General features: G+C 33.9%; 14 protein-coding genes. All 14 read left to right on the forward strand.

The genetic code is table 11. The features are described 5' to 3' along the window. The first annotated feature begins 321 nt into the window (after positions 1-321). The 14 genes from ABEY15_RS06910 (at position 322) to ABEY15_RS06975 (ending at position 18,459) form a co-directional block, all read left to right on the forward strand. Positions 322-1,467, forward strand: a complete 1,146-nt coding sequence (locus ABEY15_RS06910; protein WP_429889343.1) for a cation:proton antiporter — start codon at positions 322-324, stop codon at positions 1,465-1,467. A 91-nt stretch (positions 1,468-1,558) separates the two neighbouring features. Further along, entirely contained in the window at positions 1,559-3,025 is a 1,467-nt protein-coding gene (locus tag ABEY15_RS06915; protein ID WP_429889345.1) for a spore germination protein, read from the forward strand. 482 nt (positions 3,026-3,507) lie between these two features. Further along, positions 3,508-4,005, forward strand: coding sequence for a hypothetical protein (locus ABEY15_RS06920; protein WP_429889347.1), 498 nt, complete (start codon positions 3,508-3,510; stop codon positions 4,003-4,005). Positions 4,006-4,418: 413 nt separating this feature from the next. Continuing rightward, positions 4,419-5,738: an adenosylmethionine decarboxylase gene (speD, locus tag ABEY15_RS06925; RefSeq protein WP_429889349.1), complete on the forward strand. Its 1,320-nt coding sequence runs from the start codon at positions 4,419-4,421 to the stop codon at positions 5,736-5,738. Positions 5,739-6,109: 371 nt separating this feature from the next. Next, positions 6,110-7,279, forward strand: a complete 1,170-nt coding sequence (locus ABEY15_RS06930; RefSeq protein WP_429889351.1) for an MFS transporter — start codon at positions 6,110-6,112, stop codon at positions 7,277-7,279. Between the two features lie 809 nt (positions 7,280-8,088). Then, positions 8,089-8,427: a zinc ribbon domain-containing protein YjdM gene (locus tag ABEY15_RS06935; RefSeq protein WP_429889352.1), complete on the forward strand. Its 339-nt coding sequence runs from the start codon at positions 8,089-8,091 to the stop codon at positions 8,425-8,427. A 211-nt stretch (positions 8,428-8,638) separates the two neighbouring features. Further along, the gene (locus tag ABEY15_RS06940; RefSeq protein WP_429889354.1) at positions 8,639-10,414 is read left to right on the forward strand and encodes a SulP family inorganic anion transporter; all 1,776 of its coding nucleotides are present in this window, start codon (positions 8,639-8,641) and stop codon (positions 10,412-10,414) included. 101 nt (positions 10,415-10,515) lie between these two features. Continuing rightward, positions 10,516-10,842, forward strand: a complete 327-nt coding sequence (locus tag ABEY15_RS06945) for an ArsR/SmtB family transcription factor (RefSeq protein WP_069033014.1) — start codon at positions 10,516-10,518, stop codon at positions 10,840-10,842. A gap of 314 nt (positions 10,843-11,156) precedes the next feature. Next, positions 11,157-11,357 (forward strand): hypothetical protein, encoded by a 201-nt coding sequence (locus tag ABEY15_RS06950; RefSeq protein WP_429889356.1) that lies wholly within the window; start codon positions 11,157-11,159, stop codon positions 11,355-11,357. Positions 11,358-11,734: 377 nt separating this feature from the next. After that, positions 11,735-12,307 carry a hypothetical protein gene (locus tag ABEY15_RS06955; RefSeq protein WP_429889358.1) on the forward strand — a complete coding sequence of 191 codons (573 nt, stop codon included), beginning with the start codon at positions 11,735-11,737 and terminating at the stop codon, positions 12,305-12,307. Between the two features lie 698 nt (positions 12,308-13,005). Beyond that, positions 13,006-13,974: a 2-keto-3-deoxygluconate permease gene (locus ABEY15_RS06960; RefSeq protein ID WP_429889359.1), complete on the forward strand. Its 969-nt coding sequence runs from the start codon at positions 13,006-13,008 to the stop codon at positions 13,972-13,974. Positions 13,975-14,199: 225 nt separating this feature from the next. After that, the gene (locus tag ABEY15_RS06965; RefSeq protein WP_429889360.1) at positions 14,200-15,918 is read left to right on the forward strand and encodes an NAD-dependent malic enzyme; all 1,719 of its coding nucleotides are present in this window, start codon (positions 14,200-14,202) and stop codon (positions 15,916-15,918) included. Positions 15,919-16,153: 235 nt separating this feature from the next. After that, positions 16,154-17,755 (forward strand): DcuS/MalK family sensor histidine kinase, encoded by a 1,602-nt coding sequence (gene dcuS, locus ABEY15_RS06970; RefSeq protein WP_429889361.1) that lies wholly within the window; start codon positions 16,154-16,156, stop codon positions 17,753-17,755. Then, positions 17,752-18,459: a response regulator gene (locus ABEY15_RS06975; RefSeq protein WP_429889363.1), complete on the forward strand. Its 708-nt coding sequence runs from the start codon at positions 17,752-17,754 to the stop codon at positions 18,457-18,459. The genes dcuS and ABEY15_RS06975 overlap by 4 nt, the downstream gene beginning before the upstream one ends. Positions 18,460-18,673 lie beyond the last annotated feature (214 nt).

The raw sequence follows: 18,673 nt of genomic DNA on the forward strand, positions 1-18,673 counted from the left end.
AATGATCTGTTTCTTTCCATTCCGACTTACGTAAATAAGTGACCTTTTCCAAGATTGTCTAAAGTGAATAATTCTTTTTCTCAACGTGATGTTGCATATTTAGATCCAATTATTTCCTTTTACTTTAATGAATTCAAAGATGTATTTTATCGAGGTAATTTACGAAAATTAATAAATAGTCCTAACACATACCCTCACGATATAAAAGAATAAAACCTCGCGATCAATTATTAACTAGAAATTTATTTTGTAATAACTTATAAGGAGGTGAACTGTAGTAAGAGTATGTAGAATGATTAAGGCTATTACTACAGTAAATATATGCTTATATTTCAAATTGCAATTATACTAATTGCTTCAAAAATTGCTGGTGACATTAGTGTCAGATTAAAGCAACCTTCTGTACTTGGAAAATTATTAATAGGAATAATACTCGGCCCTGCTGTATTGGGATTAATAAGTAACACTGATATTTTACATGAAATAAGTCAAATTGGAGTAATACTTTTAATGTTTATTGCTGGACTTGAAACTGACCTTGTAGAGTTTAAACGTACAGGTAAGGCTTCCACCTTAGTTGGTATTGGGGGAATTATCGTTCCTTTTGCAGTAGGTTATTTAGTTGGGATGATGATCGATCTGAACTCTATTCAATCAAGTTTTTTAGGATTATTACTTTCTGCTACAAGTGTAAGTATATCAGTCCAAGTATTGAAAGAAATGAATAAACTAAAAACTCGTGAAGGCGCAACCGTAATGGGTGCAGCAGTCATAGATGATATTTTAGTTATTATCGCTTTAGCATTTTTACTTAGTTTGGCAGGGGGGAGCGGTGATGTACACTTATCAAAAATAATACTTAAAAAAGTACTATTTTTTGTAGGTGCAATCATTGTAGGGTGGAGAGTAGTACCATTTGTCCTTAAAAAATTTTCTACTTTAAAAGTTAGTGAAACAGTTATTTCTTCTGCGTTAATTATTTGTTTTATGTATGCATACTTAGCTGAATACACAGGTGTAGCTGCCATTATCGGTGCATATATTGCAGGAGTGGCAATTAGTGTGACAGAATATAAACATGAAGTATTTGAAAAAGTTGAAACGATAAGTTACTCATTTTTTGTACCAGTATTTTTTACATCAATAGGAGTATCCGCTAAATTTACTGGGATCTTAGATAATATCTTGATTATTATTATGATAAGTGTGGTAGCCATTCTAACTAAATTAATTGGTTCTTCTATCGGTGCAAAAGTATCGGGTTTTTCATGGAGAAATTCGTTAGGTGTAGGAGCAGCAATGGTATCCCGTGGAGAAGTTGCGCTAATTATAGCATCGATTGGATTAGAGAATCATTTGCTTGATCAGTCATTATTTGCAGTATTATTAGTAGTTGTGCTAGTGACTACACTTGTAACTCCACCCATGATGAAATGGTTTTTTCATGAAGGTACAAAAACAGGCTAAATATCAGAAAAGAATGGCGTATTATTCAAACTGAAAGTACATACTAACTGTATTGTTAAATGTTAACAAATTAAATTAGGAGCACTAATTCATGAGCAGTATAGAGTCTTCTTTCACAAAGAATATATATAAAAATATTAATACAGTTAAAAAACAGTTATATAATTCTCCAGAATTATCTATACGATTTATACAATTTAATACAAAACGAAAATATTATGGTGCACTTTTGTATATGGACGGTATTGTGAATACAGAGTTGATAAGAGAAAGTATTATTGAGCCATTACTTAATATTAGGCATATAGATGAAGATGCATTTATGAGCACTTTAGCTTTACATCATATTCGTTCTGAGTCAATTGAGGAAGTTACTTCTATTTCTTCTACAATTGATGGAATTATAAGAGGAAAGACATTGGTATTAGTGGAGGGTAACGAAAGTGGCATTCTCGTTGATACTGTGGAATGGCAACAACGGCCGATAGAGCAAAGTACAAGACAACGTAACATAGAAGGACCGTTAATTGCATTTTCGGAACAACTTAAAGGTAACTTAAATTTACTACATAATATGATCCCGTCACCTACACTCATGGTAGAGAAAATAAAAATTGGAAAAATAACAAAAACGGACGCTGCAATCGTATTTCTTACTGAAAGAGTTGATCAATCTGCTTTAAAGGAAGTTCGAAATCGAATTGATTCATTATATGTTGACTATGTACTGGAAACGAGAATAATCGAACAAGCAGTTGCAGGAAAACAAAAAACCTTATTTCCTTTGACTTTTACTACTGAACTACCTGATTGTATTGCCGCTGCTTTGTATGAGGGAAGAGTTGCTATTTTAGTCAATGGAACACCAACTGCAACCATCGTTCCGAATCTATTTGTTCAATACTTTCAACATCCAAGTGATTATTACTCAAAACTTCCTAATTTGACCCGTTTACTCACGTTTTTTTGTTTTTTTGGATCAACATTGTTACCTGGAACATATGTTTCAATCGCAAACTTTCATGAAAATTGGTTTTCAAAAAAAGTGACTAAACACTTCTTTTCTCATTCAGATACATTTCTACCTTTTTGGCTTGAAATTTTCATTCTCCTGATATTATTACATATATTAGCAGTAGGTTCCTATAGAGTGTCAAAAGAATTGTTAATTCTTGTTTCTTTAATCGCAACAGTTACAATTGGGTCGACAGCAGTTGATGCAAAACTAATACATCCGCTGAGTCTTATCATAATAGGAACAACATATCTTGCAAACACATTGAACACAAACACAGCAATGACCTTTACAATTAATTATTTGAGGTATATTTTTTTGTTTCTAGGAAGTTTATTTGGTATTTGGGGAATAGGAGTAGGAATGTTCGCTATATTCATCCACCTGGCTCGTTTGCGTTCAGTTGGCGTACCATATTTAGCACCGATTATTCCATTTAATTTAAAAGAATTCAAAGATGTGTTTTTTAGAGGGGATTTACAAAAATTAATTAATAGCCCGCATAAATATCCACATGATGAAACAGATAAAACATCACGTTAGGCATAAAATAGGAAACCTGCATGTATTCGCGTCCTGTGTTCTTTTTTATTGTTAAGTAATTTGTTACTAATTTCTACAACGCACCCTACCTCATAATAAACCGTTACTTTTCGATTGCACAGAAATTGCACGGAAAAAATAGAAACAATAGAATTAAAAGAGTTACAATGAATAAAATTGCACCGACCGCTTGATTTACTGGACTTAATTGAAATAAAATAATCATAATTACTGTATAATACTCGTACTATGTAATTGACAGGGTAGGGGTCGCTGGTTCAAGTCCAGTTGGGATCATACCTAAACCTCTTGTATATCAAGGGGTTTTTTGTTTTATAACAGTACCAAATTTATAGGGAAACAGTTAAATGGGGCAAAAAAACTTTATTGATTTAAAACATAGTATAATTTCTTATTCAACATAATGGCAGGATAGTTGCATAAGGAAATTGAATTGTTTCATAAAAGGAGGATAAATCAAATTGTCAGTTTTCAAAAAAATAGTGATTGTTTTAGCAATAGTTATTTTAATAATTTTGATTGGATTCAAACCATTTATGAAGCGAAACCCACCATTAGAAACTGGTACTATTGCTTGGACTGAAAAGAAACATGGAATAGTTATTCAAATAGGTAATAAAGGTCGGAAAAAATTATTTATTAAAGATGTATTAGTAAATACCAATAAACGCCCTTTAGATGTAAAAATTCAAGTGAATAATGCACTTAAACCACTGATTGTAACAGATTCTTTTGCGAGCAAAGAGGCGAAAAAATATGTGTTTAAGAACATAAACTCAATAAGTATTGAACCTAATACGGCACCATCTTATATTTTAGAAAAAGCAAACAACGGTACTACAACAGAAAAAGATAAAATATATGGTATTACTGTATTACACGATAAAGCAATAAATAAAATAATTATTAAATATCGTTATTTGAGTATTCCATTTGTAAAAGAAATTTCTATTAAATGATATAAAAATATACATTTCTTTATTCAACTAAAGCATGCAATAGTTGAAGATCACAAGCTGCTAATATGCGGCTTTTTTTATTGAAGTAAATGGCAGGATTGTTGAATAAGGAAATGCTACAATTGTCTTATTAATATTGGTCAAATCCATCTGAAATTTCATGAGTAGCTGTTTAAAAATATCCCATGCTAATAGAATTACTTAGGAAACTAGTATTAATCATACTAATGTAGAATGAGTGGTTGTAAATCTAGTAAGTTTACTTCACTTTAGTAAAAATTTAAGAAATATACACAATCCTATCATTTCAATGAACATATATTAATGTAGTAGATAGACAAGCAATTTATAAATAAAAGGAGTAGAGTTTAAAGTATTTTCTAAGAAAATAATAAGTAAGTGGGAGTGATCTATTGAACATAGAGGGGAAACATCTCATCATTGATGCATTTGAATGTCAGTCTGATATTTTAAATGATGCAGAGGGTTTAAAAAAATTATTAACAAAAGCAATAGAAAATTTAGGTATGGAAATTATTTCAGTTCATTTCCATTCTTTTTCACCACAAGGTGTAACGGGGGTCATTGGTATTTCAACTTCGCACTTTTCAATTCATACTTGGCCAGAAGAAAGATATGCTGCTTTAGATCTGTATACCTGTGGTAATCAAGAACTATGGCCAACAATTAAAGATATTCTATACAAATTAAAGGCGAGAAGGATCCAAGTAAATGAGTTAGTTCGCGGTGGTAAGTTAAATAATTCACCAAAAATGAGAAGACTGACCCCAATCACAATGAAAGTAAAAAGAGGAACAGTACAGGAGCTTTTTCAAGTTGAAGATGATAAAGGTAACGATTGGGACAATATTCAATTAAAGGAATTAAGTAAAGGCAATCATGATGTGCTTTTTCATGGAACTAGCCAATTCCAAGATATTTTTTTAGTTAAAGCGAATGATATACGTTTGTATTTAAATCAAGAGTTACAGTTTAGTTCATTAGATGAAAAGTATTATCATGAAGCATTAGTTTTCCCGGCTATGGAGATGGCAGCATCCCATAAACGTGTTCTTATTTTAGGTGGTGGAGATGGACTTGCATTACGTGAAGTACTTAAGTATCCTAATGTAAAACATGTAGATTTAGTTGATATTGATCCCATGATGATTCAAGTTGCTAAAACGCAACCAGTCTTATTGGAATTAAATAATCGTTCGTTTTTGGACAAGCGTGTGAATGTTCATATTGAGGATGCCAAGATATTTATAAAAGGTAATCATGAGCAATATGATGTGATTATCATTGACTTTCCAGACCCAGTCGATTCTATTCTAAGTAGTTTATATACTAAAGAACTATTCAATCAAGTTTCAAACCTTTTATCAAAGAACGGAGCGTTAGTTTGCCAATCTAGTTCTCCAGAAGATACACCAATAGCATTTTGGAGTATTGCTAGGACTTTGGAAAAGGCAGGCTTATACACTCTCCCGTACAATATTATTGTTCCTTCCTTTGGATTATGGGGATTTCATATAGCAACACATCGAAAAATCGCTAATAATCTATCGAAAATCTCTGTCCCTCACAATGCACTTGCTAATAACCTCAAACCTATGTTTAAAATTCCATCTAACGTTTTGTCCTCAGAAAAGAAAGCGATTATTAATAGCTTAGTTAATCTAAGATTACATGAGGTATTTCAACAAGAAATAAAAAAATGGTTTAAATAGAAATATCTTAAGTTATTTACAAACTTTCGTTTAAATAAATAAGTATAAAAAAGGGTTGAGTTAATACGAACCTGCTTTATCTTCAACTTTTTCAAGCATTATTTCATAGAAGTAATGCTTTTTTAAGTGACCTCCAGAAATAAGATTAAAATCATTGTATTTCCCTTATTTATCTAAATCCATATTCAACTAACGAATGCATTAGTTTAAGATCAAGAGCTGTAAATATGCGGCTTTTTTTATTGTAAAGTTTTTATAATCGCATGATTTGTTCTATTACTGAAAATTTTTCCACTTGCTCTTTAGGGAATAGAATGTTATTCTTCCGTACTGAAGTACATTTTTATCAATTTAATAAAGAGAGGTGTTTTATGAACAAACGGGTCTATTTACTAACGATTGTTTCTTTTATAGTCGGCCTAGTAGAGATGATTCTTGGAGGTATCCTTCCTTTAGTTGCAAATGATCTCGGTATTTCTCTAGGCAAAGCAGGGATGTTAATCTCCGTTTTTTCTCTTACTTTCGCTATCTCGGGACCAATACTTCTTTCTGCTACATCAAGAATAGAACGGAAACGATTAATGCTTTTGGCTTTATTTGCGGCTTTGTTTGCCAATATCATTTCAGTCTTAAGCACAAGTTACACTATACTTTTAGTTACAAGGATAATATCTGCAATGAGCGCAGCACTATTAATTTCCCTTTGTGTAACAATCGCATCCAATATCAGTTCAGAAGCATACCGTGCCCGTGCGATAAGTTTTGTTTTGATGGGTGTCAGTGCTTCTCTCGTCTTAGGTGTTCCTTTTGGATTGATGCTCGGAAATACCTTTGGGTGGCACGCTCCTTTTGCCTTTATTGTGGTATTAATTGCAATTTCAATTGTATGCATCCATTTTTTATTAGGAAAAATTGAACCCAAGCCTGGTAAATCGATTAGTGCACAACTACAAACACTAAAAAATAAAAAAATCATATTCATTCAACTTACGTCTGTCTTATTCTTTGGAGGCCATTTAACTCTGTATGCCTACCTTACGCCTTTCTTACAAAGCACACTCGCTCTTGATGGAAACTGGATCAGCGTAATGTATCTGATTATCGGTTTCGCTGCCATCGTTGGCGGAGGTGTTGGTGGATTATTGTCTGATCGTATTGGCCCAAAGAAAACGATTATTACTGTAATTACAGTATTTGGAGTATCCATTTTCATTCTGCCTTTTACAACATTTAACACACCACTTTTCGTAATTGTTATGATAGTTTGGAGTATGTTTAGCTGGGCTCTTCAACCAGCAATACAAAGCTATTTAATCGTAACTGCACCTGATACATCGGATATTCAGCAAAGCTTAAATAACTCAGCAGTTCATGTAGGAATGGCATTGGGCTCAACAATTGGTGGCATTGCAATTGAACGAATTGGTGTTGAAATAAATGCTGTAATTGGTGGCGTACTGGTGGTAATGGCTTTATTTGCTGTTCTTGCTTCCATGCAGAAGAAAAAACAAAAAGAGAATGCAAAGTCAAAAGTAATATAATCTTATTCTGAGGCTCTGTCTAAGACAGATACAGCAGGCATTGGAGTACACATTTGATTGTCTCCAGTGGATGTCAATGAGTACAAGAGCAATCTCGTTCTTGTATTGATTAACATTGGCTGTAATGAATGCCTCAATTACTGTACAAACAAAAGGTAACGTTTACATTTGAAAATTAAATAAAGCTAATCTAGAATAAGCCGATAAACTACCATTTTTTGTTTAAAAATATGGTTTATTTATTGAAAGCAGAAGAACAACACTACTATAAAATGGCAAGAAATTTTTGTGGTAAGAAGTTACGAATTATTCTTGGTTTGTTAGATTAAGATTTCCAAAACTTCCAGGTTCACCTTTATCTCTTAGAGAGCTCTACATTATTAAAGATCAGAATAATAAATGGATTCCTTGGTTCCAGTATCATTAATTTGAGAAGTTTTTTAACTACTATGGAAGTAAGTTATAAACTTCCATTCACTGTGGTGAATAATCGATTCATGGTTGGCTAACGCATGCGTTAGTTCAACAAAACGAGTTGCTTCGGCGGCTCTTTTTTTTGTTTCAATTAAATGGCAGGATAGATACGAAAAATTAATGATGTGAAATAAATTAAACACCCTTACACATATTTAAGACGTCTAATGTCTTTTCTAGTTAATTATATGATTATTTTTTTGTTAATTTTTCCAATTTTAAAAAAGTATATTCAAAGATTCAAATATCCAAAAATCATATTGTAAAGATATTTAAATTATGTCAGTATAGAAATAATGATGCTCTAAAAGTAATACTAAAGGAGGGAAAAGATAATGGCCGAACTACCAAATTGTCCAAAATGTAACTCAGAATATACATATCATGATGGTAATCTATTTGTGTGCCCAGAATGTGGGTATGAATGGACACTGGATATTGAAACTGAAATGGATGATAAGAAAGTTGTAAAAGATGCAAATGGAAATATTTTAAATGATGGTGATTCAGTGACTGTCATCAAAGATCTTAAAGTAAAAGGAACTTCTCTTGTTGTTAAAATTGGTACCAAAGTAAAAAGTATCCGCCTAGTTGATGGTGATCATGATATAGATTGCAAAATTGAAGGATTTGGAGCAATGAAGTTAAAATCTGAATTTGTAAAAAAAATATAGATGTTTTTTATATAACCCATCACCATAGGTAAAGGACCTTTTTTCGAAGAGGTTCTTTTTTTTTTCTCTTTTTGTATTTGTACTATGGAAATTGGAAAATAGTTACAATATCTAATTATCAGATTTTGTTTGACGAGAAAGAGATCTGTTATTATGATTATATTAAATATTTGTATATTCAAATAATCAAATATACTAGAAGGTGCGAAAAGTGAAATGGCGAGGGAGATTTGAAAATTATAATAAAGTATCTTTTAGAAAGGATTTAATTTCAGGAATAATAGTTGGAATTATTGCAATTCCTTTAGGAATGGCTTTTGCGATTAGTTCAGGAGTAAAACCAGAATATGGAATTTATACAACGATTATTGCAGGAGTATTAATTTCAATTTTTGGAGGATCAAAGTTTCAAATAGGGGGTCCAACAGGAGCATTTATACCTATACTTTTATCAATTGTAATTCATTATGGTTATGAAAACTTACTTATTGCAGGTTTTTTAGCTGGTGTTATTCTCACCTTAATGGGGATCTTTAAAATGGGTTTTCTAATACAGTTTATACCTCGTCCTGTTACCATAGGATTTACAGCAGGGATTGCGGTTATTATTTTTACTGGACAAATTGTTAATTTTTTAGGACTTCAAAATATAACTAAACATGAGGATTTTATATCAAATATGAGAGAAATTGGAGTGCATATTTCGACAATAAATTCTTATAGTGTAATAACCTCAATCATATGTTTAATTACAGTTATTACAGTTGTTAAACTATTCCCAAAAGTCCCTGGATCATTAATTGGTCTGATTTTTTCTAGTTTAATGGCTTACATCTTTTTTAAAGGGGAAGTTCAAACAATTAAGTCCACATTTGGTGCTATTCCGAGTAGTATTCCGGCATTTCATTTAATAGAGCTGAATTTTGAAAAAATACGTACACTTATTGGACCAGCCTTTGTTATTGCGATGCTTGGTGGGATCGAATCACTATTATCTGCAGTAGTTGCCGATGGTATGTCAGGTAGCAGGCACAATAGTAATAAAGAGTTAATGGGACAAGGGATTGCAAATATGGTTATTCCCTTTTTCGGAGGAATTCCAGCTACAGGAGCAATAGCTAGGACTGCTACAAATATAAAGAGTGGAGCTATTTCACCTATCTCGGGAATTATCCATGGTGTTATTGTCCTAATCATTTTATTATTGTTTGCACCATTAGCATCACAAATTCCTTTAGCTAGTATGGCCCCAATTTTAATGCTTGTAGCATGGAACATGAGTGAAAGAAAAGAGTTTATTCATATTTTAAAAACTAAATCCAGTGATTCTATCATTTTAATCTTAACTTTTTTACTGACCATTTTTCTAAATTTAACAACAGCCGTGGAGGTTGGTTTAATCATTGCTGTGATTTTATTTGTTAAAAGAATGTCTGAACTTCTGATCGTTAGAAAGGTATTACCTGACCGTTCCCAACAGAATAAAAAATTGATGACATATATGGTTAATGAAAATCATGATTGTCCTCAAATTAGCATTCTCACAATTGAAGGGTCAATTTTCTTTGGAACTGCTAATCTATTTGAAAAAACAATTCTAAAGTTATCAGATAATAAACCAAAGTTTTTAATTTTAAGATTTGGAAAGGTTCCTTTTATTGATACAACAGGTGAAGCTAAGTTAGCAAGTATCATCAAATACCTCAGGGACAATGACAGTGTTGTGTTACTAACTGGTCTTCAATCTCAACCAAAAGACTTATTAATTCGTACCAAATTGTATGATGTAATTGGTAAACAAAATTTTTTCGAGCATTCAGGTGAAGCAATTGGCTATGCACTATTAAATATTAATTATAATAAGTGTTTAGGCTGCAAGCACAATGCATTTTTAGAGTGTTCAAGCTTATCCAACTCAAATCTATTAAATTTAAAAGATCAAAAAAATGGAGTAGTAGATCAAAATAGAAAGGACTCCGTTGAATAATTATCCTTATAAATTTTATAAAAACATGCTGAATAGGTATAATGATAATAAATATTTTGAAATTAGGATATGGATCATATAGATAGTTTGGAGGAACACAATTGAATTTAGAACTACAACAATTTAAAGCAGATTTTTTTAAAGCACTAGGTCATCCACTACGAATTCGAATTCTTGAAATTCTAAGTGAAGGCGAGAGGAATGTAAATGAAATACAAAATTTAATCGGAAGTGAAGGGTCAGCTGTATCTCAACAACTTTCAATTTTAAGAAATAAAAATATTGTATATGGCACAAAGGAAGGAAATAAAGTTACTTACTCCCTCAGGGATCCGATAATTTCTGAGCTATTAGTAGTTGCACGTCAAATTTTTAATAATCACTTAGTTGATACGATTAGTATGTTAGATAAATTTAAAGAAGAATAATAAAGATGAAAAAATTAGTTATTCATAGAAAGGAATATATTTAATTCTAGATAATTAATAAAATCATTTTTTTGCATAGACCATAATTAGAATAAACTTCTTCATTGGTCTTTTTTTAATGATTTTACTGACAAAAGATTATGCGGGATTGTTATATAAGGATGTAGGAGAGAAGTAGAAACGACTGATTATGATAATACAACTGCATTAATATGACATAAGAAAGTTAATGAGGTTTTAGGACAAGGTGGGTAATATGAGTGTTAACTCATAAAAAATGCTAGATGAATACCATAGTAATGGAGCGGTGACGTATGCATTTGAAATTAAAATATGAAATACAAAAACGAGCAGCAGAGAGCGTAAAAGATATAGTAAAAGAGATGAACGGATTATCGGAAGAAGGATTTGTCGACAAGTTCTATCGAGACCCGTATTTTCGTAAAGGTTTTGACACATTAGTTGAATTTTATATACAAGCAAAAAGAGATGTGCATAAAGATGAACATACGTAATTTCAGAGTGTAATAAGTGTGTCTGAGAAATATACAATTGGGTCGGTATACAGGAATCTCAAGACAATTTCATATCATTGATAGATATATTGAGGATGATAAATGGAGGATCTGCGGTATCAAAACAACTTGCAATTTTACGTAATAAAAGTATTGTATCTGGTACTAAAGAAGGTAACTAGGTTATGTATTTCCTTCGGGACCCTTTGATTATCGAATTACTTTCTGTTGTTCGTTTAATGTTAACAATTATTTGATTGATACGATCTCAATGATTGATAAATTCAATGAGGATTAGTTTTTAAGTTTTAAAGATTCAAAGTGTTTTCTTAGAGCAAAACACTTTCTTTTAGTAAAAAAAGAAAGGATTAAAAGTGATGGATACTTATGAAAAGGAACGTCTCATGACAAGAGAAGAACTGATACACTTTGGACATAAGTATTTAAGGGGCGTTGGTATTTCATCCATATGTAATGTTTGTATTGATATTGGTGGGTCTTGTTGTAAGTATTGCAATGATTTAGAGGAAGGTAAAGGTTGTAAAAATAGAAATACGAGCTGTACGGCATGGTTATGTGGATATTTAAAGTTGATTCTTTATAAGGCAGGATTACTCGATGAATGGGAACGGTTTTGGGAGCAAATACCAGGTCAAGCATACAGAATGGATTATACACCAGCAATTGTTTCTGTCCAAAAAGAAATAGAAATCCCTAGTATTCAATTATTAAGTGAAGCTTTTGCAAAAGACTTAATTCGTATGAATGCGAAACATAAAAGTTCAGATAATATTATCGAACTAAACGATAAATTAGATCGATATATCACAAGATTCTCGATATATACAGATGAAGAAATTTTGGGAAAAGCTAAAAATGAATTAGAAGAATTAATCAGTTGTTTTTATTCTTTCCAGTTTGCTCTTCAATCTAGTAGTAACGAAAAATAATGCACCCTACCTCACAATAAACCATTACATTTTCGATTACACAAAAATTGCACAGACTTATTAGAAACAATAGAAATATAAGACTTTCAGTGAATAAAATTGCAGTGTTTACTGGACTTAATTGAACTGAAATATTCATAGTTATTGAATAATAATCGTACTCTGTATTTGACAGGGTAGGGGTCGCTGGTTCAAGTCCAGTTGGGATCATACGATTAAGGAAGCTCAAACCTAAGTGTATCAAAGGTTTGAGTTTTTTTGTTTCCAATTATTTCCATTTCGTGTAATGAATAGTATACATTGCACAAGACTGCACAGAAACTTCACATTTATACAATTAAAAAATTTTTTCATCAAATCGATTAGCCGTTTTTTTCTGCATTCTTCATTTCAATGGGAGTATATACCAGGTGTGAGAAATTATTCATGTGGTCCAATGAACAACACCTAATAAAAAAACTTTTTGTAAGTAGTTATTGAAACTGCTTACTTTTTTTATTTACAAAAAGGATTATTAAACTTCCATAAACTATGAAAATAGTTTTCATCCAAATATGATAGACAGGTAACAAAACATAAGGAGATTAAAACATAGAACATCATGCAAGAAAAATGGAACCGCTTTCTGCGAGTATTTGAACAATTGATAAAATAATGGATTCATTCGAGTTTATAAAACTATTTTAGGAGGGTTAAAAATGCAAATTCCAATTAAGAAAACGCTTGATAAAATTCCAGGTGGTCTGATGGTTGTTCCACTATTTCTAGGAGTATTAACGAATACCTTTTTCCCGCAATTTTTACAAATTGGAAGTTTTACAACGGCATTATTTAGTAAAGAGGCATCATCTACCATTTTGGCATGTTTTATGTTTTTAATTGGTTCACAAATTAATTTCAAATTAGCACCAAAGGCATTAAAAAAAGGTGCAATATTATTAACAGGAAAATTTATAGTGGGTGCAGGTATAGGTTTAACTGTAGCGATGCTTTTTGGGCCAGCCGGAATATTAGGATTATCACCATTAGCTATCCTTGCAGCGTTATTAAATGCTAATGGTGGATTATATGCATCCCTTGCTTCATCATATGGTGACGAAACTGATGTAGGAGCATATGCTTTATTTTCTTTAAAAGATGGTCCTTTTTTCACATTAGTTGCATTAGGTGCATCTGGTCTAGCCTCAATTCCTTTTCAAACTCTTATAGGTGTATTAATTCCAATAGTAATAGGAATGATTTTAGGAAATATTGATTCTGATATGAGAAAGTTCCTTGGAAGCAGTAAATTATTATTAATCCCATTCTTCTCATTCCCATTAGGTGCGGGAATGAATCTTTCAACTATTATAAAAGCGGGAGGTCCTGGCATATTACTAGGATTAATAGCTGCATTCACTGGAATTGGAGCTTACGTACTATTAAAGTTATTTAAAGAAAATCCGATCGTTGGTTTAGCAACAGGGTCAACTGCAGGGAATGCTGTAGCTACACCAGCTGTTGTTGCAGCAGCAGATCCAACCTTAGCTGCCTTAGCACCAGGAGCTACTGCGCAAGTTGCAGCAGCATGTGTAATATCTGCAATAGTCTGTCCTATTATTGTTAATTATGTATTTAAAATGTCCGAAAAGAAAAAAGCTAATAAATCAATTGCAAGAGCATCATGACAATAAAGTAAAAATTTACTGTAATCCTGTCGATCATGCTTCCGAAGCTTTGAAGCCAATTTGAAAAAGAAACAAAGAAAAAGCAGTCAGCGGTTTCACTTTCTGCTTTTTTTAGTTACAAAAAAGGGTTTTTAGTTAAAAAAATAGTGTGATAAGGAAAATTTTATTAACATGGTTTCGGTATTGTCTAAAATAGCTAATTTAAGATAGAAGGAAGGAAACACCATGAATGTACTTGAGAGTGTACCTGAGAATGTTATTATAACTACAATAAAAGGAAAAGAAGTTCTCTCCAATCCTTTTTTGAATAAAGGAACAGCTTTTACGAAAGAGGAAAGGGAAGAACTTGGACTTGAAGGTCTGTTACCGCCACAAGTAATAACCCTCGATGAACAAGTTAATAGGGTCTATGAACAATATTCGATGCGGACGACCAATCTATTCAAAAACGGGCTGCTTTATGATTTATATAACCGTAATGTTGTCTTGTTTTACCGCCTTTTGAAAGAACACCTGGCAGAAATGCTCCCAATCATCTACACTCCAACTGTCGGTGATGCAATCCAGTCATACTCCCATAGATACCGACGTTCAGATGGCTTATATCTTTCGATCGATAATCCTGAGGGTATTGAAAAGGCATTTTATAATCTTGGAAAACCAAAAAATGGTGTTGATTTAATTGTCGTGACCGACTCTGAAAGTATTCTTGGTATTGGGGACCAAGGGATAGGCGGTATTAATATTGCGATTGGTAAACTTGCCGTGTACACGGCTGCAGCTGGTATTGATCCAAACCGTGTTCTACCAATCGTGTTGGATGTTGGCACGAACAATCAGGCTTTGATTGCAGATCCTATGTATATCGGCAACAAATTCGCACGTGTCCGAGGTAATCGTTATGATCAATTCATTGATTTATTCGTTCAGACTGCAAGGAAGTTCTTTCCAGAAGTTCTCATTCACTGGGAGGACCTTGGCAACGTCAATGCGCGAAAAATCTTGGACAAATATGGTGACAAAATCCTTACCTTCAACGATGACATTCAGGGGACAGGTGCTGTTACTCTTGCTGCTATTATGTCTGCTTTGAAAGTAACAGGAGAATCCTTGAAGAACCAGCGCATTGTTGTCTTTGGACCAGGGGCTGCTGGCATCGGTAACGCAGACCAAATGGCAGATGTCATGGTTCTAGAGGGATCGACCAGAGAAGAAGCCTTTGATCGTTTCTGGGCTGTAGACTATCGTGGTCTACTAACAGATGAAACACCAGATGTTCTGCACTTCCAGAAGCCTTATGCAAGAAAGGTGGATGAAGTTAAGGACTGGGAAAAGAATGAGGAAGGGATCATTTCATTAATGGAAGTAGTTCAAAGGGTGAAGCCAACAATCCTAATCGGTACTTCAGGACAAGCCGGCGCGTTCACTGAAGAAATTATTAAAGAAATGGCCAAGCACGTTGAACGACCTATCATCTTGCCTATGTCCAATCCGACTGCATTGACTGAAGCAGTGCCGGAAAACCTGATTAAGTGGACCGATGGCAAGGCTCTAATTGCAACAGGCAGCCCGTTTGCCAATGTAGAATACAAAGGTGTTTCCTATGAAATTGGACAGTCAAATAATGCATTTGTATTTCCTGGCCTAGGCTTGGGGGCGATTGTTGCAAAAGCTGAAGTGATCTCAAAAGGAATGTTTGCAGCTGCTGCTTATGCGGTTGCAAGTATGTCTGACACCAGTAAACCAGGAGCATCCCTTTTGCCATCCATTGAAAAGCTACATGAAGTCTCAAAATACGTAGCCATTGAAGTAGCCTATGCTGCTATACACGAAGGAATTGCAAGAGCAGATATTCAAGATGTTGAAAATGCGATTGAAGATGCTATGTGGAAAGCTGAGTATAAAGAAATTAAGAGTATAGCTAATAAAGTTAGTCCTTATTAATAAAACAGAGCCTAAATATTGAAAAAAAATAAAGATGGAGCAATAGTTTTACGTTGACTCCATCTTTATTTCTTTACAATACCTTGCTTAACCAAATCGTGGCGGGTGAAATTTTACTAATAAGTTGATTTAATATAGAGACTGCAAAGCTCTTCAAGAGAGCTTTGCGGTCTCTTAGTATGTAATGGATAAACCTTATTCATACTATAATTAAGCAGATAACCTGGAGGAGTTTATGAAAAAGGGCAGATTTAGTTTACAAGCCATCATCATTATTTTTGTATGCCTTGTGGTCGCTTTGTCACTAGGTATAACCGATTTGCTAATCAGTAAGAGAATTACCTCCAGTGTGGAAGAGACACAGAAAGAAAAGGTACTCAATATTGCAAAGATCGTCTCTCTTAACCCGCAAGTGATTGGGTCTCTTGAGGGGAAAACAAATTCGACAGAAATAGAAGTTTTTGCTAATCAAATAAAAGATTTAACACATGTTAACTTTGTTGTCGTCATGGATATGAAAGGAATCCGGCTTTCCCATCCGGATCCTAGTGAAGTTGGAAAGAGATTTAGGGGAGGAGATGAAGGACCAGTCCTTCGAGGGAAAGAGTATGTATCAATCTCAAAGGGGATTCTCGGCCCTTCCATGCGGGCATTTACACCAATAATGAATTCAAATGGAAAACAAATCGGCGCTGTTGCGGTAGGAATTTCTTTGGAAAACGTAACGAAGGCTGTACATAAAGGTCGGATGGGGATGATGATTGGGACAATAATCGGAATATTAATCGGGGTAACCGGTGCGGTGGGCTTAGCCAGGTTCATCAAAAAAATCCTATTGGGCCTCGAGCCGTTCGCTATTGCTAAGCTACTTGAAGAGCGGAGTTCCATGCTCCAGTCGGTGCGTGAGGGAATTATAGCCATTGACCAAGAAGGAAAAATTACCCTTGTAAACAGGGCTGCCCAAAAGCTTTTTAAAAAAGCCGGCCTAGAAGGGAATCCAAAAGGACTCAAAATAGAAGATTATTTACCTGAGACCCGCTTAACCCGTATTTTGCAGTCTGGAGAAACTGAGGTTGATCAGGAACAGGTTCTGCATGGGGTTACTATTTTGGTAAACAGAGTGCCAGTAGTGGTGGATAATCAACCGGTTGGAGCAATCGCTACATTCCGTGATAAAACGGAAGTTCAGTTATTGGCCGAACAGCTCACAGGGGTGCGCAATTATGCGGATGCCCTTCGTGCCCATGCCCATGAATTCATGAATAAGATGCATGTTATTCTTGGCCTAGTCCGCACCGAACAATACGACACACTTGCGAACTATGTGAGTGAAACGGTTAACCATCGGGAAATGGAAATGGGGTTTGTAACCAAGAATGTCCTGGATCCGGTTCTAGCTGGATTTTTGATTGGCAAGCTAAGCTTTGCAAGAGAATCAGGTGCATCACTATCATTTGATTGCACCAACAAGATCCCCCAGCCTGTGAAACTGGGAATCACCCAAGAACTCATAACGATTATAGGAAACCTTGTCGATAATGCAATGGAAGCGATAGCGAACAGTCCTGTCAAAAAAGTTGACTTAAAGCTTGACTACGCAGAGGATATTTTAACAATCGAGGTTAAGGATACAGGTATGGGAATGACGAAAGCAATACAAAATAAAATATTCGATAAAGGCTTCTCCACGAAAGGAGATAACCGTGGGGTCGGACTATATCTTTTAGCTCAGTGTATTGAAAGACTTGAAGGGGACCTAATCATTTCTTCTAAGCCGGGAAAGGGAACGAATTTTGCGGTTTATATACCTTATAAAGCAGAGGATGAAAAGGCATGATTAATGTAATGATTGTAGAAGACGACCCTATGGTGGCGGAAATCAATAAACAATACCTTTCTAAGATTGGTGGTTTCCGTTTAACTACAATAGCCAATTCAGTAGATGATGCTATCCTTTTGCTTAGAAAGGAAGATATACAGCTTATACTTCTGGATATTTTTATGCCAGGCAAACAGGGGTTAGAGCTATTGACGTACCTCCGAAAAAATGAACTTGAAGTTGATGTAATCATTATTTCAGCAGCATCTGATCTAGAGCGAATCAAAAAGGCATTAAGGTACGGCGTTGTCGATTATTTAATAAAGCCTTTTGAATTTGAAAGGTTTAATGCTGCTCTTGTCAGCTATCAGCAAAAGACCCGGTTTTCAGATAAACTGGAAGCAGTCAGCCAACAAGAGCTTGATAATTATCTTTTACACAGGGATGAAACTACAATAATTGAAGAGCTCCCAAAAGGGTTAACTAAGGATACTTTAAAGCAAGTATGGGAAGCAGTTCAGGAATTGAAAGAGGTGCCGTTTTCCACCGAAGAAGTGGCAAATGTTGTTGGCATTTCAAGGGTCTCAGCGAGAAAGTATATGAACTTCTTAAAGGATTTAGGAATCCTTAATGTAAAGGTTATATATGGAACCATCGGAAGACCAGTTTACCAGCATGAATATAACCAAATTAACGAGTACTTAATAAAAAACTTTCTGTAAGTGTTTATACCGAATTTTAGTGTAGAATCCGGTGGTTCTCGCTTATTTATAATTTGCTTAAGTAATAGCAAATAGATTAAAAATTAAATAGAAAATGGTAGCGTGGGTGTTTATGCCTGCGCTACTATTTTACAGATTAACCATAATTTTAGCTAAAAGAAAGTTGTCTCATTTGTGAACAAGCCTACTTTTCGGACAATTTTTTTTTCTATTT

This window comes from Gottfriedia acidiceleris, assembly GCF_050457485.1.
GTDB classification, from domain to species: domain Bacteria; phylum Bacillota; class Bacilli; order Bacillales; family Bacillaceae_G; genus Gottfriedia; species Gottfriedia acidiceleris_D.

What these genes read in the sequence shown, in the direction of transcription:
- ABEY15_RS06910 (WP_429889343.1), top strand. Translation starts at nt 322, where the DNA reads ATGCTTATATTTCAAATTGCAATTATACTAATTGCTTCAAAAATTGCT.
- ABEY15_RS06915 (WP_429889345.1), top strand. Translation starts at nt 1,559, where the DNA reads ATGAGCAGTATAGAGTCTTCTTTCACAAAGAATATATATAAAAATATT.
- ABEY15_RS06930 (WP_429889351.1), top strand. Translation starts at nt 6,110, where the DNA reads ATGAACAAACGGGTCTATTTACTAACGATTGTTTCTTTTATAGTCGGC.
- ABEY15_RS06935 (WP_429889352.1), top strand. Translation starts at nt 8,089, where the DNA reads ATGGCCGAACTACCAAATTGTCCAAAATGTAACTCAGAATATACATAT.
- ABEY15_RS06950 (WP_429889356.1), top strand. Translation starts at nt 11,157, where the DNA reads ATGCATTTGAAATTAAAATATGAAATACAAAAACGAGCAGCAGAGAGC.
- ABEY15_RS06955 (WP_429889358.1), top strand. Translation starts at nt 11,735, where the DNA reads ATGGATACTTATGAAAAGGAACGTCTCATGACAAGAGAAGAACTGATA.
- ABEY15_RS06960 (WP_429889359.1), top strand. Translation starts at nt 13,006, where the DNA reads ATGCAAATTCCAATTAAGAAAACGCTTGATAAAATTCCAGGTGGTCTG.
- ABEY15_RS06965 (WP_429889360.1), top strand. Translation starts at nt 14,200, where the DNA reads ATGAATGTACTTGAGAGTGTACCTGAGAATGTTATTATAACTACAATA.
- dcuS (WP_429889361.1), top strand. Translation starts at nt 16,154, where the DNA reads ATGAAAAAGGGCAGATTTAGTTTACAAGCCATCATCATTATTTTTGTA.
- ABEY15_RS06975 (WP_429889363.1), top strand. Translation starts at nt 17,752, where the DNA reads ATGATTAATGTAATGATTGTAGAAGACGACCCTATGGTGGCGGAAATC.